Genomic DNA, 22,272 nt, shown 5'->3' with positions numbered 1-22,272 from the left:
CACCTGCACATATCAGCAGGTATGGCCCGATCTGTGCCGATCGGGCAGAGTGGGCGGATGCACGCAGACGAGCACGGCCCGGACATCGCGGCCTGGGCGGAGCGCTTCAGCCTCCTCGGGGCGCCGACGAGGCTGCGGCTGCTCGCGGCCATGCACGAGGCCGGCCCGCAAACGGCGACGGTCGGCGACCTGGCCCGGAGCGCGGGCATGACGGAGACCGCCGCCTCGCAGGCGCTGCGCCTACTGCGCCTGCAAGGCTGGGTGCGCGACGATCGCAGCGGCCGGTCGGTTCGCTACACGCTGGTCGATCCGACCGTGCACGAACTCCTCCACCTCATGGGTGCGACCCACGAGGCGTGACTCAGCTGGCCAGCGCGAGCGCCTCGGCGGTCAGGGGCGGGACCTCGCGCTCGAGCACCGCGGTGAAGATCATCTCCTCGACCTGCTCCTCGCTCACCTTGAGGGCGATCGCGAGCTCCGCGGCGAAGGTGGCGGTGGCCTCGCGCAGGATGTTCGCCTCCCCGTAGGAGACCTTCTTCTCCTCGTTCCGGCGGGCGAGGTCGCGGATGAGCCCGGCCAGCGTGCGCAGGTTCCCGCTGCGCAGCCGCTCGGTGTAGCTCTTGAAGCGGCGCGACCACACGTTGTCGAAGGGCTCGCTGTCGGCCACGAGCAGTTCGAAGATCTCCTTGACGCCGTCGGCGTCGACCACGGCGCGCACGCCCAGCTCCTCCGCGAGGTCGACCGGCAAGGCGACCTCCATCCCGTCGCTTCTCACCGTCAGCATGAGGTACCGCTTACTCTCGCCCCGGATCTTGCGGGTGGAGAGCTTGTCGACCGTCGCGGGTCCGTGCTGCGGGTGGACGATGATCTGGCCCTTGGAGAACTTCACTGAAGAATCCCTTCCCACATGAGTGCGCCGCACTCAGCCTCGATTTCCGCGTTCTGCCGGCCGCCAGAGACTGTCTCGCTCCCCGCCATTCCCCCTCCGGGTGGAGCAGTGGAGACACGGAGGAATTCACAATCACATCTGGTGGTTGTGCCCGACCTCCGCGAGTCGACTGGACCATTGTCTCATAATCTGGACATAAATGCCAGTCGATGGTAGTGACCTGTCGATCGGTTACGGATGGGCACCGGATCAGGCGCCCTCCGGGGCCGGGATCGGCACCTCGGCGGCCTCGAGCAGCGCCCGGGTCGCCGGGTGCGCGGGGGCGGCCCACACCGCCTCGACCGGCCCCTCCTCCACGAGGCGGGCCCGATGCATGACGGCCACCCGCTCGCACACCGTGCGTACGACCGCCAGGTCGTGGGAGATGAACACGAGCGCGGTCCCGGTGCGCCGCGCCAGGTCCGTGAGCAGGTCGAGGATCGAGGCCTGCACGGTCACGTCGAGGGCGGAGACGGGCTCGTCGAGCACGAGCACCTCGGGGTCGGCGGCGAGGGCGCGGGCGATCGCGAGCCGTTGGCGTTGCCCCCCCGAGAGCGCGCGGGGGCGGCGGTCGAGCACGGCCACGGGCAGGCGCACGGCCTCGAGCAGGTCGCGCGGGGTGTGGTCGGTGCCGGCGACGTCGATCGCCGCCCGCAGGATCGTGCCGGCGTTCCAGCGCGGGTCGAAGGAGCCGAGCGGGTCCTGGGGCACGAGCCGGATGCGGCCGCGGTGGATCCGGCGGCGGCGCTCGCTCAGGTCGGTCCACGGGGCCCCGGCGAGGTCGACGCGGCCCTCGTCGGGGCGCTCCGCCGCGAGCAGCATCCGCGCGAGCGTCGACTTCCCGCTGCCCGATTCGCCGACGATTCCCAGCGACTCCCCGCGCCGGACCGACAGGTCCACGCCGTCGAGGGCCGCGAGGGAGCGCCCGCCCGGGAGCCGGTAGTGATGCCGCAGCCCGGTGGCGCGCAGCACCTCGCGGCCCGCCTCCCCCCGATCCACGCCCCGAGCTTCGCCCAGCTCCTCGCCTGAGGCCGTGCCGCTGCGACCGCGTGGGGACGACGCCCGCTCGCCTCGGGTGCTCGGGTGCGCCGCGGGTTCCGGCAGCGGTTCGCTCGGGCCCCGTGACCCTCGCGACCCGCGCGGGCGCCGGGGTCCCCGTGGAACGGCGTCGAGCAGCGTCCGGGTGCGGGGATGGCGGGGCCGCCCGAGCACCTCGCCGGTCTCGCCGTGCTCGACGATCCGGCCGGCCTCGAGCACGGCGACCTCGTCGGCCAGCCGGGCCACGGCGGACAGGTCGTGGGTGACGAGCACGATCGAGGTGCCCCGATCGCGCAGGCCCGCGAGCAGTTCGAGCACGCCGCGGGCGGTCGTGGCATCGAGCGCGGTGGTCGGTTCGTCGGCCACGAGGAGCGGCGCCCGGCCCACGATCGCGGAGGCGATGAGGGCCCGCTGCCGCATCCCCCCGGACAGCTCCCCCGGGCGTTGCGCGGCCCGGGTCTGCGGCTCGTCGAGGCCCGCGCGTGCGAGGGCCTCGAGCACGCGGCGCCGGCGCTCGATGCGGCCGACACCGCGCAGCCGGAGGGTCTCGCCGACCTCGGCGCCGACGGTGCGCAGCGGGTCGAGCGAGCCGAGGGCGTCCTGGAGCACGAAGCCGACCTGCCGCCCGCGCAGGGAGCGCCACTGTGCCGCGGTGGCACGGCGCACGTCGCGGCCGGCGACGAGGAATCGATCGCTCGAGGTCCGTGCGGGGGATCCGCCCTCGCCCGCGAGCCCGACGAGGCTGCGCGCGAGCACCGACTTGCCGGCCCCGGACTCCCCCACGACGGCCAGGCACCGGCCCGGAGCCAGGCGCAGGTCGACGCCGTCGAGCACGGTTCCCACCCCGGGGAAGGCGACGGTGAGGCCGGCGAGGTCGAGCACCGGGTCGCCCGCGGCGCGCCCGCTCATGCCGGGGCCGCCGCGCTGATGCGCCGCCCGAGCAGGGTCAGGGCGGCGGCGGTCACGGTGATGGCCAGCCCCGGGGCGAGGGTGAGCCACCAGGAGCTGTCGATGTAGAGCCGGCCGTCGTTGAGCATCGCCCCCCATTCCGGCGAGGGCGGCAGCGACCCGAGCCCGAGATAGCTGAGCGCCGAGACCCAGATGATCGCCTGCCCGACCCCCAGGGTGGCCACGGCCACGAGCGGCCAGACGGTGTTCGGGAGCACGTGACGGGCGAACACCCGCGGGCCGGGGAGTCCCTCGAGCCGGGCGGCCAGCACGTACGGGCTGCGGGCCACGGCCTGGGCGCGGGCCCGCAGGATCCGGGCGTAGCCGGGCGCGGTCGCCAGCCCCACCGCGATGACGGAGGCCTCGACCCCGGCGCCGAGCACGGCCACGAGCAGCAGGGCGAGCACGAGCGAGGGCAGCGCGAACATCACCTCGATGATCCGGCTGAGGCCGGCGTCGAGGCGGCGGGGGCCGAGGGCCGCGCCGAATCCCAGCACGACCGCGAGGGACAGGCCGATCGCGGTCGCGGCCGCCGCGATGCCCAGCGAGAGGCCCGTGCCGTGGACGATGCGGGTGTACACGTCGCGGCCCGAGGCGTCGGTGCCGGCGATCCCCGCCCGCCCCGGTGGCGCGAACGCCTCCGTGGGCGCGATCGCCGTCGGGTCGCCCGGGGCGAGCAGGCCCGGCCAGAGCGCGGCGACGAGCAGCGCCGCGACGATCGCGAGGCTCACCGTGCCGCCGAGGCCCAGCCCCGCGAGCCACCCGCCCGGTCGAGTGCTCATCCGACGACCTCCCCCGCCGGGGCGGCCGCGACCACCTGCGTCCGGCCGCGCAGGCGCGGGTCCACGATGCGTTCGAGCACGTCGGTGGCCGACATGACCACGACGTAGCCGAGCGCCACCACGAGCACCACCCCGATGACCAGGGGCACGTCCCGGGAGTGGGTCGCCTCGATGAGCAGCCGCCCGAGGCCGGGCCGGGCGAACAGGGTCTCCACGACCACGGCCCCCGACAGCAGCGCGCCGAACGCCCACCCGCTCAGCGCGATCGCCGGCAGGGCGGCGTGCCGCAGCGAATGGAACCACAGCACGCGGGCCTCGCTCGCCCCCCGGGTGCGGGCGGTCGTGGCGAACGGGGCCGCATGCGCCTCGTCGAGGCCGTCGCGCATGACCTGTCCGAGGAATCCGGCCACGGGCACGGCGAGCGTGATCGCCGGCAGCACGAGCCCGGCCGGGGCGAGCCCGCTGCTCGTGGCCGGCAGCCACCCGAGCCCGCCGGCGAACACGGCGATGAGAACCGCGCCGAGCCAGAAGTGCGGCATGACGGAGGCAACCACCTCCGCCCCCCGCAGCAGGCCGACACCGGCCCGGCCGCGTCGTCCCCGCGAGAGCACGGCGACCGTGGCCACGGCGAGCGCGAGGACCCAGGCGAGCGCGAGGGAGACGACCGCGAGGGTGAGCGTGCCCCCGAGCTGAGCGCCGATGAGCTCGGCGACCGGGCGCCGTCTCGAATAGGAATCGCCCAGGTCGAACGTGGCCACCCGCGCGAGCTGGTGCAGGTACTGCACGAGGATCGGCCGATCGAGGGCGTACTCCTCGCGCACCCGCGCCATCGCCTCCGGGCTCGCCTGGGAGCCGGGCCCGCCGAGGATGGCCTCGCTCGGGTCTCCCCCGGCCGCCCGGAGCGCGAAGAACACGAGCGTGGCCACGACCCAGGCGACGAGCACCGCCGCGGCGAGCCGGCCGGCGAGCCAGCGCAGGATGGCCATTGCCCACCCGCCCGATCAGTCGGTCAGCCGGGCGTCGACGAACGTCGGCGTGGCCACCGTGCCGAGGGTGCGCACCCCCGTGGCGCCGCGCACGAGGAAGTGGTTCTGCTGGTCGTAGAGCGGCAGGATGTAGTAGCCCTCGAGCACGAGCTGCTGGGCCCGGGTGTACAGGCTCGCGCGCTCGGCCGGATCGGTGGCCGCGGCCGCCTCCTCGAGCAGCGCGTCGAGCGCCGGGTCGTCGATCTGGGCGTGGTTGGCGAAGTAGCCGCTCGGGGCCGGGGTGAGGCCGCTCGAGTGGTAGAGGATGCGCAGCACGTCCGGGCCGACCTTGGTGTAGGGGGCGCTCACGGCGTCGTAGTCGTATCCGGCGTCGGGGCTCTCGGGGTTCTCGGGCGCCGCGAGGGCCTCGTACCAGGCGCTCAGGTCGAGCGGGGTGAGCACGACCTCGAAGCCGACGGCCTTCTCGTTCGCCTGGATCTGTTCGAAGAGCGACTGCTCGGCGGCCACGGACTGGTTCGTGCTCACGGGGAACGCCACGGTGAGCCGCTGGCCGTCCCTCGTGCGGTACCCCTGGTCGTCGCGCCCGGTCCAGCCGGCCTCGTCGAGGAGCTCGTTCGCCCGGGCCGGGTCGGTGTTGAACAGGTCCGGATCGGAGTAGGCGTCCGGCTCGACGCTCGACAGCGGCGAGTACGACCGGGTGGCCGTGCCCTGGTAGAGGGAGGCGATGCCCGGGTTCGGGTCGGCGGCGAGCACGAAGGCCTGCCGCACCCGGATGTCGTCGAAGGGCGCCTGGCCGGAGTTCAGCTCGATGCGGTTGACGGAGCCGGGGCGCGGGGCGTCGATGTGGGCGATATCCTCGCCCGCCTCGGCGGCGGTGATCGCGCCGGGCTCGGGGTTGTCGATCACGTTCACCTCCCCGGAGCGCAGGGCGGCCCAGCGGGTGGCCGGGTCGGGGATGAACCGCCATTCGATGCGCTCGAGGTGGGCGGGCCCGGTGTTCTCGGTCCCGGGGCCGGGGGTGGCGTAGTCCTCGTTGCGCTCGAGGATCACGTGTTGCTGGGGCACCCATTCGGCCACGGTGAACGGGCCGGTGCCGATCGGGGCGGCGCAGTTGGCGTCCATCCCGCGGGCGATTCCGGCCGGGGACTGGATCGCGGTCCACTGCTGGCTCAGGGACTCGAGCAGCGAGGAGTCGGGCTCGCTCAGGTGGAAGCGCACGTGGGTGGCGTCGACCGCCTCGACCGTCTCGATCTTGGCCACGGCGAGGTAGCCGGTGGAGGAGGCGGTGTCCGGATCCTGGAGGTGCTCGATGTTCACCTTGACGGCCTCGGCGTCGAGCGGGGTGCCGTCGGTGAACGTGATCCCGTCTGCGAGGGTGAGGTCCCACGTGAGGCCGTCCGCGGAGACCTCCCAGTCCGTGGCGAGCCAGGGCTGGATCCGCCCGCTCGCGTCGCGGCCCACGAGCGGCTCGAGGTATTGGGTGGAGATGAGTGCCTGCGGGTAGTTCCCGCCGACGTGCGGATCGAGGCAGTCGGGCTCCGCGTCGCCGGTCGCGTACACGAGCGTTCCGCCCGCTGCGCCTTCCGAGCCTGCTGATCCTTCTGAGCCGTCAAAGCCGACGGACGACGCCCCCTCGCCCTCCGCAGCTCCCCCGCCCGAGCAGGCGCCGAGCACGAGGGTGGCCACGACCGCGCCGGCGCCCAGGGCCGCGCGTGCCGCGGTGCGATGGGTGCGGCGCGTGCTCGAGGGCCCGCCGGCCCGGGTCGCCTGATCGGCCACGTCGTTCTCCTTCGGATCGGGATTGTTGGTCTGCGTCTAACAATAGGCCTCGCGAGCCGGCCGCTGCCGTAGGATCTCGGGATGCGGCAACGTCAGCGCGCGGGCCGGCCACGGGCCTCTTCCCGCGAGATCCTGGAGGAGGCGGCGTGCGAACTCTTCCTCGAGCAGGGCTACGCCGCGACGTCTGTGGCCGACATCACCGCCCGGGCCGGGGTGAGCCGGGCCACGTTCTTCAACTATGTGCCCACGAAGAGCGACCTGCTGTGGACCTCGATCGACGAGGCCTTCGAGTCCCTGGCCGCCGAGCTCGAGGGTGCCGGCCTCGACGGCACGGACCCCGAGGGCACGGAACTCGGCAGCACGGGAGTCGGCGGCACGGGACTCGAGGGCACGGGACTCGACGGCGCGGCGGCGCAGGACGATCGATCCGCCGGGCCGGCGCCATCGGTGCGGCCCGCGCCGTCGCCGCGGGAGGAGACGGCCGCGGCCCTGCTCCACCTGGCCGAGCGGCTCACCCCGGGCACCGTGGTGCTCGCATTCGCCAACGCCGAGCCGATGGGCGTCGCGGCGGAGCTGGAGGAGTCCGCGGCACTGCGTCAGCAGCGGCTGGCCCGGATACTCGCCGGTCGACTGCGCCGTCGCGGCATGGACGCGCTCGAGGCCGACGTGGTCGGCGCCGCGCAGGCGGGGGCGCTGCTCGCCGCCCTGCGCGCCTGGTCCCGGGGGGCTCCCGGGCGCACGTCGTTCCCGGCGATCCTCACCCGGGCGCTGTCGGCGATCGCGGCACGCTGACCACCCCGAAGCGCGTTCGCGGCCGGCCCGGCCGCACCCGCTCCACCGGGGTGGACGAGGGCCACCCGGCACCCCCGATCCCACCCGGTCCCGCGCCGGCAGAGCTCGCCACCCCTGGCCGGGGGATCGGCCGCGAGGGATGATGGAGACATGGGCATCGATGGCGCCGAGCCGACCGGCGGGCGCCGCACTCCCCCGGTGCGGGCAGGGCGGTGACGATGCGGCGCGGCTGGGTGCTCGGTGGGCTCGCGGCGGCCGTGGCGACGGCCGCGGTCGCGTACGAGGCCAGTCCGTGGCCACGGGTGTGGCTGTTGCGCTTCTTCGCCGGCGACGGCTCGGATCCGGTCTCCGCGACGGCTCCGCATATCCAGCCGGGCCTGGAACAGCGGCTCGACCTCCGCTATGACGACTCCCGGCCGGAGTGCCTGCTCGACGTCTACCAGCACGAGGGCACCCGGCCGCTGCCCGCGCTCATCTGGGTGCACGGCGGCGGCTTCGTCACGGGCGCGAAGGAGCCGCTGCGCCCGTACCTGTCGGTGGTCGCCTCCCACGGCTTCACGACCGTCAACCTCGACTACACGCCGGCTCCCGAGGCCCTCCACCCCGACCAGGTGCACCAGCTGGGCCGGGCGGTGCAGTACGTGGTGGATCACGCCGCCGAACTCGACATCGACCCCGACCAGCTCGTGCTCGGCGGCGACTCCGCCGGGGCCCACATCGTGGCCCAGGCCGTGCTCGCCTCCCTCGACCGCGAGTACGCGGCCGGCGCCGGGATCACGGAGTTCCTCGATCCCGCACGGATCGTGGGCGTGGCGCTGGCGAGCGGTCCGTTCGACCCGGCCGCGGCCATGGCCGTGCGGGGGCCGTTCCGGTGGTACCTGCGCACGGTGCTGTGGGCCTACAGCGGCTCGCGCAGCTTCGCGAATGACCCGGAGTTCGCGTACTCCTCGATCACCCCGCACGTCCACGCCGACTTTCCGCCGGCGTTCCTCACCTCGGGGCCCAGGGATCCGCTCGCGGTGCAGTCCCATGCGCTCGCCGCGCGGCTGCGCGAGGTCGGCGGGGACGTCGACGAGGTGGTGCTCGAGGAGACCTCTCGATCCGGGCACGTGTTCGACTTCGACCTGGGCAGTTCCGACGCCCGCCTCGCGCTCGGCCGGCTCGTCGCGTTCCTGCGCCGCGTGACCACGACGCCGCACCGCCACGGCGCCAGCGACGCGTGGTGACCAGTCGCCGCCGACACGTGGTCACCAGTCGCCGGCACCGACGCGTGGTCACAAGTGCCGCCATCCGCCACTCGCCGAGCGGGGAAACTCTCCGGGGCCCCGCCACCAGGAAACTCCCCAGCCGAGCGAACCAGACCGCCACCCAGCCGAGCGGGGAAACACCTCGGGGCCCCGCCACCACGAAGCTCCCCAGCCGAGGAAACCAAACCGCTCCCCAGTCCAGCGGGAGCCGGGTCAGAACGGGGGCGTTCCCCAGGCGGGAGGCGGCGCGATGCGCTTCGCCTTGACCCGGCCCACGACGTAGAGCACGATCCCGCCCACGAGCACGATCCCGCCGGCGAAGCCGCCGAAGATCGCGGTGAGGATCCCCCCGACGCCGGCGACGATCCCACCCGGTGAGAGCGGCTGCGCCACGAGCACCTCGGCCGAGCCACACTCGATCGAGTAGGTGCCGGCGCCGACCGTACGAAAGGCCTGGAACGCCGTCCATGATCGACCGCCCGTGCTGATCGTGCTCGACCCGAAGAACGCGGTGGACACGTCGGTCCCGGCCTCGTCCGAGACGAGGCAGTCCGGTGTCGCGGTGCCGACCTCGCGGTAGAGGCGCAGGTCGAGCCCGTCCTCGAGGTCGAGCTCGGCGCGCCCGGAGACGGGGACGGCGTCGCGCACCTTGTCGATCTCGCCGCCGATGCCGGCGCTCGCCAGGAGCGCTCCCCCGGCGATGGCGCCGACCAGGAGCACCGCGCCGACGACGGCCAGGATCACGCCCGCGCGCCGCAGACCGCGCCCCGGCGGTGCCGCGATCGGCGCCCCGCCCACGCTCACAGCCCCTGACCGCGTGCCGCCGGGGCGAGACGGTTCGCCTTGTCGAGCCCGCCGAGGGCCCACCGCACTCCCGCGACCGCCCCGTGTCCGAACGGCCGGGCTACCCAGCGCGCGGCGCGCGGGCCGAGCGGCAGGCCGAGCATCCGGCGCGCGAAGCCCGGCACGAGTGCCACCCCGCCGGCGACGAGCATCCCGTAGGCGGGCCGAGCCGCCAAGCCGACCGGCGGGTGCAGCACGACGAACCGGGAGGCCTCCCTGGCCGAGTTCGTGATCGCGAGGTCGGCGCGGAACCCGCGCAGCTGTGATCGCAGCTGCGCCACCGTGAGCGGCGGGTCGGCGATGCCGAGGAGCCGGGCGGGGATCGCGGTCTGCTCGACGTACGTATCGGCCTCGGCGGGTGTGAGCGGCGTGGGGCTGTAGGCCTGGTAGGCGCGCAGGAACGCGTCGATCTCGGCGTCGTGGACCCACAGCAGCAGGTCGGGATCGTTGCCGCGGTAGGGCCGGCCGAGCTCGTCGGTGCCGCTCACCCGATCGTGGATCCGGGCGACGCGGGCGGAGACCTGCTCGGCGGCCTCGATCGTGCCGAAGGTCGTCACCGCGATGTAGTCGGCCGTGCGCTGCAGCCGGCCCCACGGGTCGGACTTGTAGCCGGAGAAGTCCCCGACGCCCGCCATCGCGGCCGGGTGGAGCATCTGCACGAGCAGCGCGGTGATGCCGCCGGCGAACATGGCCGCGTCATTGTGCACGCGCCAGATCGGATCGGTCGGGGTGAACCACCGGCTCCCGGGGGTTCCCCAGATCTCCTGGGTTCGGGCGCGGGCCTCCGGGCCGGCGACCTTCGCCCGGAGCGCTCGGCCCGCGGCGAGGCGGAGCTCGTGCAGCGGGCCGGAGGGATCGAGGGAAGCGGGAGCTGAATCGTACGTCGTCCTCACGATGGACAGTCTGTCATCGGCGAGAGCGCTTCCTCTCCAGGCGGGTGACGTGCGGTCTCGGAACCGGGCCTGTCTCGGCACTATGCTCGTGATCGTGGCATCAGCACCGCAGGTGATCATCATGACGGGCCCTCCGGGCTCCGGGAAGTCGACGACCGCCCTCGAACTGGCGAGCCGACTCCGTGCGACGCTGCTGGACCAGGACTCGATGACGAACCCACTCGTGGACGTCGTGGCCTCGCTCATCGGGGCGGCGGGGCTCGACGACCCACGGCTCGCCGCGCTCGTCCGAGAGCCACGTTACGAGTGTGTCCATCGCGTCGTCCAGGATTGCCTGCACGCCGGCATATCGACCGTCGTCGTGGCTCCGTTCACCGCCGAACGTCGCGATCCACGAGCCTGGGCGGAGCTCGCCCGCCGCATCGAGGCGCACGGCGGAACCGCACACCTCGTATGGCTCCGGATCAGCGCCGGCGAGCTGGTCCGGCGGCTCCGGTCCCGCTCGGCCGCACGCGACCGGGCCAAGCTCGCAGACCTGGAGGGCTACGTCGCATCGCTCGACCTCACGGCCCCGGCCGTTCCATTCATCGAGGTGGATTCACACGAGGCGGCCACGCTCCAAGTCGCGGCGATTCAGACACGATTGGAACACGATCAGGTCACCGTCAGAACACAAGGTTGACAGGGACGTGCCGCGGGGGTCATAGTCTTTCCTACACCGATGACATCGATGACATCGACTCGACGAGGAGACCCGCATGGCGACCCGATCCGCCTCCCCTCGCGCGCTCTCCACCCGGACCGCGCGATGAGGCCTCATGAATCCGGCCCCACCCTGAAGGACGTGGCCGAACTGGCGGGCGTGAGCACCAAGACCGCTTCCCGCGTGCTCAACGAGCATCCAAAAGTCGCCGACGACACCCGGGCGGCCGTGCAGGCCGCGATGCTCGAACTGCACTACGTTCCGGATCCGGCAGCGCGGTCCCTCCGGGCCGGTCGAGACCGCACCATCGGCGTCGTCGTCGACAGCATCGCGGATGTCTTCTTCGCGACGCTCGTGGCGCAAGTCGAATCTGTGCTCGACGCCCACGGGTACCGCTGCCTGATCGCCTCGAGCAACCGTGACCCGAAGCGTGAATTGGAAACGGTTCACAGTCTGGCTCAACGTCGTTGCGCCGGAATCATCCTCTCCCCCACCGACCGCGACTGCCTCGCAGAAGCACGGATCGGCGACCTCCCACTCGTCTTCGTGGACCGAGTCGGAGCCACATCCAACTCCCAGTCGGTTGTGGCCGACGACCACGGGTTGACCCGTCTGGCGACCCGACACCTCCTCGAACACGGGCATACGCGGATCGCCCTGCTGAGCGACACCCCGGCAGTCGCAACGACCGGCCGTCGACACGAGGGCTATCGGGCAGCAATGCGCGAGGCCGGCATTCGGGTCGATGAACGCCTGATCCGTGCCGACTGCCTGGAGTCCCCAGACGTGTTGCCGGCACTTGTCGAACTCCTCGCCCTCGCCGAACCGCCGACTGCTCTCATCTCGACCAACACGCGCCTCTCCCTCGGCCTGCTCCCCGCCCTGCACCAATTCCGGCGCACGGATATCGCCCTCATCTCCTTCGGAGACTTCCCGATGGCCGAGAGCCTCTCCCCGGCCGTGACGATCATCGACCACTCACCGCGAGCAATCGGGACGACCGCGGCAACAGCCATGCTCGACCGACTCCAACCCGACCGGCCCGACCCGGTCACGCCCGTGATCTACGTACCGGCGGATCTCGTGCAACGCGGATCCGGGGAACTGCGCCCGCAACCGCGTTCACCGCTCCGCGACACCCAACCAACCGCGTCCTAGGAGGAACCGTTGCCATGAGCGAAGCTCCCATCTACGAAGCGCGCGGAATAGCCCGCACGTTCGGATCCGTCCAGGCCCTCCAGGGCGCGGACTTCGATGTCCGCCCCGGCGAGGTCTCCGCATTGATCGGCGACAACGGGGCCGGGAAATCGACCCTTGTACGAATCCTCGCGGGGGCGGACTCGCCCAACGCCGGCCAGCTCTACTTCGACGGTCGGCCCCTCACCCTGACGAACCCGACAGATGCCCGAGAACTCGGGATCGAGACCGTGTTCCAGGACCTCGCACTCGCCAACCATCTCAACCCGATCCAGAACATGTACCTGGGCCGCGAGGTCATGCGTCGTGGTCTGCTCGGAAAGCTCGGATTCATGGAGCGGAACAAGATGCGCAACCACGGGGCGCAGGCCTTCGCCGACCTCGGCGCGACCGTCCGGGATTACGACGGTCCGGTCGGCGGCATGTCAGGCGGGCAGCGCCAGGCCATCGCCGTCGCGCGCGCCGCCGCCTGGGCGAGCAAGGTCATCTTCCTCGATGAGCCCACGGCCGCACTCGGTGTGGTCCAGACCAAGGGAGTACTCGACCTCGTACGCCGCATTCGCGATACCGGACTGGGGGTCGTGCTCATCAGCCACTCCATGCCCGAGGTATTGCAGGTATCGGACCGGATCCACGTCCTACGGCACGGCCGACGGGTCGCGCTGTACAAGTCCTCCGAGACGAACGTCGACGAACTCGTCGGTGCCATGACCGGCGCCCTGGATGAAAGGGATGCAGCATGAGCATCGAAACCAAACCCGCGCCCACCGCCGTCCCCACGCTCCCGAAGAAGGGACTCGGCGAACGTGTCCGCGCCGCCGTCGCGGCCCAGGCGATGCAGATCGTGCTCGTGTGGCTCGGAATCGTCATCCTCTTCAGCGTGCTGAGCCCGACTGCATTCTTCGATGGATCGAACTTCCGGAACATCGCCATCAGCGTGTCGATCCTCGCGGTCCTCGGAGTCGGCACGACGTTCATCATCATCACGGCCGGCATCGACCTCTCGATGGGTACGATCCTGGTCTTCTCCGGCGTCGTCTCCTCGATGGTCATGGAACGCATGGGGGACGGACAGGGCTGGGGTGTCGCAATCGCCGGTATCGCGGCCGCCCTCCTCTCGGGCGTCGGCTGGGGACTCCTCAACGGATTCTGCGTGGCCAAACTCAAGGTGCCACCGATGATCGTCACCCTCGGCACGTTCGTTGCCGCGCTCGGGCTCGCACAGGTACTCACCGGTGGTATCGACCTGCGCGCGGCACCCGACGTCCTCGTCGACACGGTCGGCTTCGGTCGGATCCTCGGCGTTCCGATCCTCGTACTCATCGCTGCCGCCGTCGTCATCCTCGGCATCGTCCTCCTCCATCGTACGAAGTTCGGACTCCACACTTCGGCAATCGGCTCCAACCCCGAGGCATGCCGGCGGGTCGGGATCAACGTCGATCGCCAGTTGATCAAGGTGTATGCCTTCGCCGGCCTCCTTGCCGGCCTCGCGGGAGTGCTCAACCTCGCCTTCTTCCGCTCCACGACGATCGCCGGACACAGTCTGACGAACCTGGACGTCATCGCCGGCGTCGTGATCGGCGGCACGAGCCTGTTCGGCGGAATCGGCGCAGTGTTCGGCACCGTGATCGGCCTGCTCATCCCCGCCACGCTCCGGAACGGCTTCGTGATTCTCGGAGTCCAGCCGTACTGGCAGCAGGTCGTTGTCGGCGCGTTCCTCATCGCCGCCGTGTACGCCGACCAGGTCCGCCGAGCCGCGGCGAACCGCGGCAAGGCCACAACCAACCTTTTCACCCGCATGTTCTCCTCCAACCGAAAGGACGTCTGACATGGCCAGGAACCGCATCCTCATCGCCACCGCAGCGTTGGCGATGGCAACAGGCATGGCCGCCTGCTCCACCGGCAACAGCCCCGAGAGCAACGCAAACTCCACCGACACCGGAGGGGACGACTCCGGTGCACCGAGCATCGCCTTCATCCAGGGCGTCATCGGGGACGAGTTCTACATCTCGATGGAATGTGGCGTCCGCGCAGCCGCCGATGAGTTCGGCGCCGAGGTCAGCGTGCAGGGGCCCCAGAAGTGGGATCCCGCGCTGCAGCAACCGATCGTGGCATCGGTCACCGCCACCGAGCCCGACGCGATCCTCATCGCCCCCAATGACGTGAGTGCACTGCAGCGGCCGTTGGAAGAAGCCGCCCAGAACAGCAAGATCGTGCTGGTCGACACGACCATCGAGGATCCCTCGATCGCGGTCTCGGAGATCGCCTCCGACAACATCGGCGGAGGAGCCGCCGCATTCGAGGCGATCCAGAACCTCGTTCCGGACGGTGGCAAGGTCCTCGTCATCGACAACCAGCCCGGGATCTCGACCTCGGTCGACCGCGTCAAGGGCTTCGAAGAGGCGGTCGCGAAGGATCCGAAGTTCGAATACGTCGGCGTGCAGTATGCGAAGAACCAGCCCGCGAAGGCCGCCGACATCGTGACGTCCACCCTGCAGCGTTACCCCGACCTCAAGGCGATTTTCGCCACGAACATCTTCAGCGCCGAAGGCGCAGCGACCGGAATCCAACAGGCCGGCGCGGTCGGTGAAGTCGACGTGGTCGGTTTCGACGCGGGTCCCGCACAGGTCGATGCGCTCGAGGACGGCGTGCTCCAGGCGATCATCGCCCAACAGCCCTACGACATCGGCTACCAGGGTGTGGAACAGGCAATCGCCGCAATCAACGGTGAGCCGACGGAGGAGAAGATCCAGACCGGCTTCACGATCGTGACGAAGGAGAACCTCGACACGGAGGAAGGCCAGGCGGCGCTCTACGCCTCCGAATGCTGACCCGTTGACCCGACCATCGGCGGCCCCGTTCCGGCGGGGCCGCCGATGTCGTACCCGCTCACGACACCGCGAGCGCCCACCCCCGCTCCATCGACCGTGTCCCGCGACTCGTCGCGTGTCGGCCCGAGTTCGACATCGGGCCTACACTCATCGACGGTGGCCTCAGCGACAGGTGAAGCCGCCGTCGATGGGCAGGTGCGCCCCCGTGATCATCGACGCGCCGTCACTGAGCAGAAAGACAACAGGCTCGGCGATCTCGGCCTCGGTTGCCCAGCGCCCGAGCGGCATCTGCTCGAGATACGCCCCGCCGATCTCGGGGCGGCCCCAGTAGAAGGCCGACATCTCTGTCATCACGACGGTCGGGTGGACGCTGTTGACACGGATGTTGTACGGGCCGAGCTCCAGCGCACTGACCCTCGTCAGGCTGTCCATGGCCGCCTTGGAGGCCGCATAGGAGACATGCCCCGGCAGCGCCACGAGTGAGGCCTGGCTGGAGACGTTGACGATCGAGCCGCCCCGCCCGAGCCGGACCATCGCACGAGCGGCGTGCTTGGTGACAAGCATGGTTCCCCGAGCGTTGATCGCCATGACACGGTCGAAGACCTCCATGTCGGTATCCATCGGCGTCGCGATCTCGCCGCCGAAGCCGCCGCAGTTGACCACTCCCCACGGCTCCAACCCCGCAAGAGCACCCGCGACCTCATCCTCGGACGTCAGCTCGAACTGCGCCGTACGGGCACCGGTCTCATCGGCGAGGACCGCGAGCTTCTCCGGGTCCCGACCGGCACCGATCACATCGGCGTTCGCTGCCTGCAGCCGACGCACGATCTCGCCACCGATCCCTCCGGTCGCACCCGTCACCAGAATCGTCCGGCCGTTGAAGTCCGTCATCGGAAATCCTCTCGCTGTCGACAGGCCGAGCCCCTTGCCGGGCACGGCGTGACATCGGAGAAGTGACACCGATGTCACGCGGAATGCTACAAGGTGCGGGTCCGACCCGCGAGTCACGCGCGGCGTCGATACTCGCGGACTTGACACGGCACTGGCGCACACCCAGGATGGACACATCAAGTCACCGGTGTCATCGTTGAGATCGTGCGACTGAACAGGATCTGTCCAGACCAACGAGAGGGAGAGCTGTGGCGACGTGCCTGGGGCCCGATTCATCGCCGACCGGAAGAATTGGGCACGACGCCCTCGCGGCAGGCCTGGATCTCGGCAGTACATCGATCAAACTGCTGGTGGTCGATGAAGCCGCCCAGGAGGTCGTGAGCGAGCAGATCGCCACGCCGTGGCGCGCCGGCAACGCCGGCACGACCGAGATGACTGCCGACGGGCTCATCGCGGCAGTCCGAGCGCTTCTGAAGAAGACGTCGGCGCGTCTGGAAACCCTGACTCGCGCGCGAGTGTCGTCGATCGCGATCGCAGGAATGGGCGAATCCGGAATCCTGATCGACCGCGCGGGCTCGCCCGTCACGCCCGCGATCGCCTGGTTCGATCCACGGGAGCCGATGACCCCGTTCCCCGAGCGAATTCGCGATGAGTTCTCCGGTCGCACGGGCCTTCCACTCGGCGCTCAGGTATCCGTGTCCAAGCTCGCCTATTTCCGCGATCAAGGCCTGCGACTCGATGAACTGCGCTGGCTCAATCTGCCTGAGTTCGTTGCGATGTCACTGGGAGGTGACGTCGCGCTCGAGTACTCGTTGACCTCACGCACCGGCCTGCTCGACCAGGACACGGGGGCGCCGTGGCCGGAGATCCTCAAGGAGCTGGGAGCCACGGCCGCGCTCCTCCCTCCCCTGCGTGAGGCCGGGGACGCCTGGGGGCGGGCAGTAGCCGATCTGCCGTCGCAGTTCTCGGACTCCCGATTGACCGTCGCCGGGCACGATCACCTCGTAGCGATGCAGGCGGGCGAAGATGCGGACTCCGACCGCTACCACGTATCGATGGGCACCGCCGAAGTCCTCGTGCGCGTCATCGACACCCCGCTCGGCTTCGACGCCCGCTCCAGGCTCGCAGCGAATCTCATCAACGAGGTCCGTCACGTCATCCCCGGCAAGCATGTTCTGGTTGCCGGGGTCAAGACGGGCCTGCTGCTGCGTCGAGCATTGCAACTCGCCGGTATCACAGACCGTTCGGGCCGAGATCGCCTCGACGACGCCGTCATGGCTCTGCCCTACCGAGGCACGCTGGCCGACGGGGGCGTCATGGTCTCCGGCGCCCGCAATGACGACGGCGTGCTCCAGCTCGCGATCCGCACCGATGACGTGAACCCGGCAGAGATATTCGCCGCGATTCTGAGGCACAGCAACGATGAGATCGCACTCCTCCTCGCCACGATGGACCGTGAGCTTCCGCCTGCCCAGTCGAGCACACTGACCGGCGGCTGGGCGAGCATGCGCGCCGTCCAGCGCGCCCGCGACCACATTCTTCCGAACATGTCCGTCTCGACGCGCGAACAGGAGACGGCATTCGGCGCGGCCCGGACCGCACTGCGGCTTGCCTACGCAGAACCGACCCTCCGTTAGACCCACAGTGAATTGGAGAGAATACCCATGAAGACTGCAACGGCGAATCCGTTGAACGTCCTCGAACGTCGCGCCATGCGACGCATCTCGACCGCCGATGGCAACCTGCTCATCGTGGCGGCCGACCAACGCAACGGTATGAAGGCCGCCATCCCCGACGCTCCGGAAGGCCCATCCGCCATCACGACAGCCGAACTGGCCACCGTCAAGGCCGACCTCGTTCGAGACCTCGCCAACAACGCACCCGCGGTCCTGCTCGATCCGGAGGTCGCGCTACCCGCGATCGTCGACGACGGCATCCTCGGCCGCGACACCGGTCTGGTCGTCGGAATGGATGCCTCGGGCTTCGAGACCGTCGACGGACTCCGATACACACGGTACGTCCCCGGAGTCACGGCACGAACCGTCCGTGACCTCGGCGGTGACGCCGCGAAGATGCTCTTCTACTCGCGACCCGACCGCCAGGACGCGACGTCGCGGCTGGCAGACGAGATCCGAGACCTCACGGACTCGTGCACGCGAGAGGGGGTCCTCCTCATCGTCGAACTCCTCACGTACCAACTCGAGGGGGAGAGCGACGCCGATTACGCCCGCCGGTTCCCGGGCCTGGTCGCGGACGGCGCCCGCCTCGCCGTCGAGTGCGGCGCAAAGGTGCTGAAGCTTCAGTACCCGGGATCCGCCGAGGCGTGTCGCGACGTCACCCGTGCAGCCCACGGGGCGCCGTGGGCGGCCCTGTCGGCCGGAGTGGACCACAGCACGTTCATCGAGCAGGTTCGCATCGCGATGGCCAACGGTGCCGCGGGGGCGATGGCCGGCCGGGCCTTGTGGAAGGACAGCCTCTCGCACGACGAACTCACCCGTCGCCGGCTCCTCACCGAGCGCGCCCTTCCGCGCCTTCGCGAACTGGCCGGCGTCATCGGATGATCGGCTAGTCGCTGCGACTCCCGCCGGAAAGGCAGGCGGGAGTCGCGCCTGTGCGGGCTCCGGTACGGTAGTCGACAGGACGGCGTTCCCGATCCGGAGGTGGAATCCATTGGTGACGATGCGCGATGTCGCAGCTCATGCGGGCGTGAGCGCGAAAACGGTATCGCGGGTGTTCAACGGCGACGCCCATGTGCTGCCGGAGACGCGAGCGCTCGTGGAGAAGGTCATGAAGGATCTCAACTACGTGCCCAACGTGCTCGCGACCAATTTCCGCGCCGGCCGTAGTCTCGTTCTCGGGGTCGCGGTCCCGGATGTCGTCGATCCGTACTTCGCGCTCATCATCCGATCGGTCGACCGGGTCGCGCGCGAGCACGGTATGTCCACCGTGGTGACGAGCCTCGGGGAGGACCCGGACGAGGAACGTGCAACGATCGAGACACTCCTGAGCCGACAGCTCTCCGGGCTGGTCATCGCCCCTGTCGGCACCGATCATTCATGGCTTGCGCGCTGGCAGCAACACACCAGCATCGTGTTCGTCGACCGCACTCCCATCGGGATCAACGCGGACTCGTTCACCGACGATGACGAGGAAGGCGCCTACGTCGCGACGCGACACCTCCTCGAACACGGCCATACGAGGATTGCCTACATCGGCGACATGATCCACTTGTCCACCGAACGGCAGCGGCTGCAGGGGTGGCGCCGCGCGCACGACGAGGCCCTCGGAGGCACAGACGACGACCTGGTGGCCGTCCATGTCTCCGATCAGTCACGAACGAACGCCACGCTCAGCCGCCTCATATCCCTCCCGGATCCGCCGACTGCGATCTTCTCCTCCAATGCACGCAGTTCGATGATGCTCGTCCGCGCGATGCGGTCGGCACCCATTCCGATGGTCGGCTTCGGCGACTTCCCGATGGCCGACCTCCTCGACCCCCCACTGAGCGTCATCGATCAGGATCCTGCTCAACTGGGCCGTCTCGCGGCCGAACGCATTATGCTGCGTCTCGAGTTCCCCGGTCGACGCGTGAAGAAGTCCAACGTGCTGGCGGTGTCGCTCATCGAGCGTTCGTCGTGCATGGCAGTCGAGGCACCTCGAACCCGGGCAATGGGCGACGTGCCCTCATCGGCTGCAGTAGCCGCCATCGATCGGTAGGCACACCCCGGAGATCATTGATGCCCCGTCACCGAGCAGGAAGACGATCGGCGCAGCGATGTCCTTCTCGGTCGCCCATCGACCCAAGGGCATCATTTCCAGGAATGGCCCTCCGATCTCAGGACGCCCCCAGTAGCCGGCCGACATCGGGGTCATCACGACGGTCGGATTGACGCTGTTGACCCTGATTCCATGCGCACCGAGCTCCAGTGCCGCCACGCGGGTGATCGCATCGATCGCGGCCTTCGAGGCACCGTAGGAGCCGTGCCCGTCGAGCGCAACGAGCGCTGCCTGGCTCGAGACGTTGACGATCGAGCCGCCGACCCCGAGGCGGATCATCTCCCGCGACGCGTACTTGGTCACGAGGAGCGTCCCGCGGGCGTTGATCCCCATGACCCTGTCGAAGACGTCGACATCGGCCTCAGTCGTCGGCGACACGATTCCGCCCCACCCGGCGCAGTTCACGACGCCGTAGAGGTCGACACCTTCGATGGCTCCGCGGACTGCGTCCTCGGATTCGAGGTCGAACGGAAGCGGGCGGGCGCCTGTGTCCGCGACGATCGCTTCGAGCGAGTCGCCATCCGGCCCCGCGGCGAGCACCGCGGCCCCGGCGCTACACAACTGGCGCACGATCTCACCGCCGATCCCTCCGCTTGCGCCCGTGACCAGGACTGTCCGCCCACCGAAGTCGCCCATCTGTCTGTCCTTCCACTCGATTGCATGACGAATCAGATCACCTACGGACGAACTCGACCGGCACCTCGACGCCGCCGAACATTCGCAGGCCGACATGCTGGTCCAGCCATGCCGCGGTCCGATCGTAGCCTTGACGAACGATGCTTGTCATCGGTGACATGCGTCTGTATAGTCCGTCGTGACACCGGTGACATGCCACGGCTCCCAGAGCTACGTGGCAGACCCGTACGTTGAGGACAGAGAGGTTTTCATGAGTTCACGATTGAATACATCACGGGCAGCGGCCTGGGGCACAGCCCTCTTCGCGTCCGCACTGGCACTGACCGCCTGCTCCGGTGCCGGTGGCGGTGCGGGTGACAGCTCGGCCGACAGCGGCACCATCACGGAGCTCACGTTGGCCACGGTGAACAACCCGCAGATGGTCGACATGGAGCAGCTCAAGGGGGAGTTCGAGGCGGACCACCCCGACATCAAGGTCAACTTCATCCAGATGGAGGAGAACGACCTGCGTGATGCGGTGACCAAGGACATCGCGACCCAGGGCGGGCAGTACGACATCCTGACGATCGGTGCCTACGAAGTCCGGCTGTGGCAACAGAACGACTGGATCGTCAACCTGTCGCAATGGGCCGACGACGACGCCGAGTACGACATCGACGACCTCTTCCCGCCGGTTCGCACCTCGGTCTCCGTCGACGACGACCTCTACGCGGCACCGTTCTACGGCGAGTCGTCCTTCCTCATGTACAACAGGGACATCATCTCCGAGGCCGGGATCACGGTGCCCGAGCGCCCGACCTGGCAGGAGGTCGCGGCGATGGCAAAGCAGGTCGACACCGACGACCACGCCGGGATCTGCCTGCGCGGCAAGCCCGGCTGGGGCGAGGGAATCGCCTCCCTCAACACGGTCGTCAACACCTTCGGCGGCTCCTGGTTCGACATGGACTGGAACGCGCAGGTGGACCAGGAGGGATTCCGGAAGGCTCTCACCTTCTGGTCGGAGACGATCCGGGATTCGGGCGAGGCGGATCCGGTCTCCTACGGCTTCACCGAGTGCCTCAACCTGTTCACGCAGGGGAAGGCGGCCTTCTGGTACGACGCCACGAGCGCGGCCGGCAGCGTCGAGGATCCCGACCTGAGCGAGGTGGCCGGGAACGTCGGCTACGTACACGCCCCGGTGGTCGAGACCGACGAGTCCGGATGGCTGTGGTCGTGGAACCTCGCGATCCCCAAGACCTCCCAGAAGCAGGAGGCCGCGTGGGAGTTCATCAAGTGGGCGACCGGCAAGGACTATGCGAGCCTGGTCGGCAATGAGCTCGGCTGGAGCCGCGTGCCCCCCGGCGCGAGACTGTCGACCTACGACATTCCGGAATATCAGGAGGCGGCCGGCGCCTTCGCGGATATCACCAAAGAGACGATGCTGAGCGTGAACCCGGAGCATCCGGGCGTCAACCCCCAGCCCTATGTCGGGATTCAGTTCATCACGATCCCCGAGTGGCAGGACCTGGGAAATAGCGCCTCGCAGGTCTTCGCCGAGGTGTACGCGGGCCGAAAGTCGGTCGACGACGCCTTGGCCGAGGTTCAAGAGTTGGCCCAGAAGGCCGGCGACGCACAGAAATAGCAGCGCGGCGCGGTGCCCCGTGAACACGTGGGGCACCGCGCTCTCGTCGAAGGATCGGTCGGAATCGATCCACGCACTCGAAGGAGAGAGTCATGGTCACGGTCACCGCCTCCCCGCAGGCATCGCCGCGCCGGGTGGGTTCTTCTGCCCGGGCGAGGTCTGGAATCCGTTTGGCTCGGTTGCTTGTGTGGCCGGCTTTGATCACTGCGATCGTGATCACGCAGGTGCCGTTCCTGGTGACGATCTATTATTCGTTCCGGGAGTGGAATCTGCTGCGTCCGGGCCAGCAGCGGTTCGTGGGGTTCGATAATTACGCGAACGTGCTCGGCAGCGGGGTGTTCCTGTCCTCGTTGTGGGCCACGGTGCTCATCGTGGGGGTG

The 22,272-nt window shown here is 69.8% G+C and carries 21 protein-coding genes and 1 pseudogene; 13 read left to right on the top strand and 9 right to left on the bottom strand.

The genetic code is table 11. The features are described from left to right. The first annotated feature begins 57 nt into the window (after nucleotides 1-57). The gene (locus tag GCG21_RS06645) at nucleotides 58-360 is read left to right on the top strand and encodes a metalloregulator ArsR/SmtB family transcription factor (RefSeq protein WP_194164972.1); all 303 of its coding nucleotides are present in this window, start codon (nucleotides 58-60) and stop codon (nucleotides 358-360) included. Nucleotide 361: 1 nt separating this feature from the next. Here GCG21_RS06645 and GCG21_RS06640 read toward each other — a convergent pair whose 3' ends face one another. From GCG21_RS06640 to GCG21_RS06620, 5 genes are all read right to left on the bottom strand, one after another. Then, nucleotides 362-889, bottom strand: a complete 528-nt coding sequence (locus GCG21_RS06640) for a CarD family transcriptional regulator (RefSeq protein WP_152818496.1) — start codon at nucleotides 887-889, stop codon at nucleotides 362-364. A gap of 249 nt (nucleotides 890-1,138) precedes the next feature. Further along, on the bottom strand, nucleotides 1,139-2,875 hold the full coding sequence (gene nikE / locus GCG21_RS06635) for an ABC transporter ATP-binding protein (RefSeq protein ID WP_152818495.1): 1,737 nt from the start codon (nucleotides 2,873-2,875) through the stop codon (nucleotides 1,139-1,141). Further along, nucleotides 2,872-3,696: an ABC transporter permease gene (locus GCG21_RS06630; RefSeq protein WP_152818494.1), complete on the bottom strand. Its 825-nt coding sequence runs from the start codon at nucleotides 3,694-3,696 to the stop codon at nucleotides 2,872-2,874. Before GCG21_RS06630 ends, nikE begins: the two co-directional genes overlap by 4 nt. Further along, nucleotides 3,693-4,682, bottom strand: a complete 990-nt coding sequence (locus tag GCG21_RS06625) for an ABC transporter permease (protein ID WP_152818493.1) — start codon at nucleotides 4,680-4,682, stop codon at nucleotides 3,693-3,695. Before GCG21_RS06625 ends, GCG21_RS06630 begins: the two co-directional genes overlap by 4 nt. Before the next feature lie 15 nt (nucleotides 4,683-4,697). Continuing rightward, a complete protein-coding gene (locus GCG21_RS06620; protein ID WP_370517352.1) occupies nucleotides 4,698-6,461 on the bottom strand; it encodes an ABC transporter substrate-binding protein in 1,764 nt (587 codons plus the stop codon). Between the two features lie 81 nt (nucleotides 6,462-6,542). Here GCG21_RS06620 and GCG21_RS06615 point away from each other — a divergent pair, with 81 nt between their 5' ends. Further along, the gene (locus GCG21_RS06615) at nucleotides 6,543-7,253 is read left to right on the top strand and encodes a TetR/AcrR family transcriptional regulator (RefSeq protein WP_152818492.1); all 711 of its coding nucleotides are present in this window, start codon (nucleotides 6,543-6,545) and stop codon (nucleotides 7,251-7,253) included. Between the two features lie 218 nt (nucleotides 7,254-7,471). After that, complete coding sequence (locus GCG21_RS06610) at nucleotides 7,472-8,479, top strand: alpha/beta hydrolase (protein WP_227993472.1); 1,008 nt, start codon at nucleotides 7,472-7,474, stop codon at nucleotides 8,477-8,479. A gap of 234 nt (nucleotides 8,480-8,713) precedes the next feature. Here the strand turns inward: GCG21_RS06610 and GCG21_RS06605 are convergent, their stop codons facing one another. Together GCG21_RS06605 and GCG21_RS06600 are read right to left on the bottom strand one after the other, a co-directional pair. After that, complete coding sequence (locus GCG21_RS06605) at nucleotides 8,714-9,298, bottom strand: hypothetical protein (RefSeq protein ID WP_152818490.1); 585 nt, start codon at nucleotides 9,296-9,298, stop codon at nucleotides 8,714-8,716. A 2-nt stretch (nucleotides 9,299-9,300) separates the two neighbouring features. Continuing rightward, nucleotides 9,301-10,236, bottom strand: coding sequence for an oxygenase MpaB family protein (locus tag GCG21_RS06600; RefSeq protein ID WP_370517351.1), 936 nt, complete (start codon nucleotides 10,234-10,236; stop codon nucleotides 9,301-9,303). Between the two features lie 94 nt (nucleotides 10,237-10,330). On the opposite strand from GCG21_RS06600, the gene GCG21_RS06595 reads away from it, so the two are divergent. The 5 genes from GCG21_RS06595 (at nucleotide 10,331) to GCG21_RS06575 (ending at nucleotide 14,967) form a co-directional block, all read left to right on the top strand. Next, entirely contained in the window at nucleotides 10,331-10,918 is a 588-nt protein-coding gene (locus GCG21_RS06595) for an AAA family ATPase (protein ID WP_194164971.1), read from the top strand. A 126-nt stretch (nucleotides 10,919-11,044) separates the two neighbouring features. Next, nucleotides 11,045-12,097 carry a LacI family DNA-binding transcriptional regulator gene (locus GCG21_RS06590; RefSeq protein WP_194164970.1) on the top strand — a complete coding sequence of 351 codons (1,053 nt, stop codon included), beginning with the start codon at nucleotides 11,045-11,047 and terminating at the stop codon, nucleotides 12,095-12,097. Nucleotides 12,098-12,111: 14 nt separating this feature from the next. Continuing rightward, nucleotides 12,112-12,879 carry an ATP-binding cassette domain-containing protein gene (locus tag GCG21_RS06585; RefSeq protein WP_152818487.1) on the top strand — a complete coding sequence of 256 codons (768 nt, stop codon included), beginning with the start codon at nucleotides 12,112-12,114 and terminating at the stop codon, nucleotides 12,877-12,879. Further along, nucleotides 12,876-13,964, top strand: a complete 1,089-nt coding sequence (locus GCG21_RS06580; protein WP_152818486.1) for an ABC transporter permease — start codon at nucleotides 12,876-12,878, stop codon at nucleotides 13,962-13,964. Before GCG21_RS06585 ends, GCG21_RS06580 begins: the two co-directional genes overlap by 4 nt. Nucleotide 13,965: 1 nt before the next feature. Then, entirely contained in the window at nucleotides 13,966-14,967 is a 1,002-nt protein-coding gene (locus GCG21_RS06575) for an ABC transporter substrate-binding protein (protein ID WP_152818485.1), read from the top strand. Nucleotides 14,968-15,129: 162 nt separating this feature from the next. Here GCG21_RS06575 and GCG21_RS06570 read toward each other — a convergent pair whose 3' ends face one another. Continuing rightward, nucleotides 15,130-15,903, bottom strand: coding sequence for an SDR family oxidoreductase (locus GCG21_RS06570; RefSeq protein ID WP_370517350.1), 774 nt, complete (start codon nucleotides 15,901-15,903; stop codon nucleotides 15,130-15,132). A 203-nt stretch (nucleotides 15,904-16,106) separates the two neighbouring features. On the opposite strand from GCG21_RS06570, the gene GCG21_RS06565 reads away from it, so the two are divergent. The 3 genes from GCG21_RS06565 to GCG21_RS06555 all read left to right on the top strand — a co-directional run bounded on the left by GCG21_RS06565 (nucleotide 16,107) and on the right by GCG21_RS06555 (nucleotide 19,575). Next, complete coding sequence (locus GCG21_RS06565) at nucleotides 16,107-17,495, top strand: FGGY family carbohydrate kinase (protein ID WP_370517349.1); 1,389 nt, start codon at nucleotides 16,107-16,109, stop codon at nucleotides 17,493-17,495. A 27-nt stretch (nucleotides 17,496-17,522) separates the two neighbouring features. Further along, a complete protein-coding gene (locus GCG21_RS06560) occupies nucleotides 17,523-18,419 on the top strand; it encodes a hypothetical protein (protein ID WP_227993450.1) in 897 nt (298 codons plus the stop codon). Between the two features lie 118 nt (nucleotides 18,420-18,537). Further along, complete coding sequence (locus GCG21_RS06555) at nucleotides 18,538-19,575, top strand: LacI family DNA-binding transcriptional regulator (protein WP_152818641.1); 1,038 nt, start codon at nucleotides 18,538-18,540, stop codon at nucleotides 19,573-19,575. Here GCG21_RS06555 and GCG21_RS06550 read toward each other — a convergent pair. Continuing rightward, the gene (locus GCG21_RS06550; protein ID WP_152818484.1) at nucleotides 19,543-20,271 is read right to left on the bottom strand and encodes an SDR family oxidoreductase; all 729 of its coding nucleotides are present in this window, start codon (nucleotides 20,269-20,271) and stop codon (nucleotides 19,543-19,545) included. The genes GCG21_RS06555 and GCG21_RS06550 overlap by 33 nt on opposite strands. Before the next feature lie 250 nt (nucleotides 20,272-20,521). On the opposite strand from GCG21_RS06550, the gene GCG21_RS06545 reads away from it, so the two are divergent. After that, nucleotides 20,522-21,892 carry an ABC transporter substrate-binding protein gene (locus tag GCG21_RS06545; protein ID WP_152818483.1) on the top strand — a complete coding sequence of 457 codons (1,371 nt, stop codon included), beginning with the start codon at nucleotides 20,522-20,524 and terminating at the stop codon, nucleotides 21,890-21,892. 92 nt (nucleotides 21,893-21,984) lie between these two features. Beyond that, a pseudogene (locus tag GCG21_RS06540) lies at nucleotides 21,985-22,272 on the top strand (sugar ABC transporter permease); the annotation flags it as partial.

Source organism: Pseudactinotalea sp. HY160 (genome assembly GCF_009372055.1).
GTDB lineage: Bacteria > Actinomycetota > Actinomycetes > Actinomycetales > Beutenbergiaceae > HY158.
Note: the sequence above shows the minus strand (reverse complement) of the source record. Positions and strands in the feature narration are given on the sequence as shown.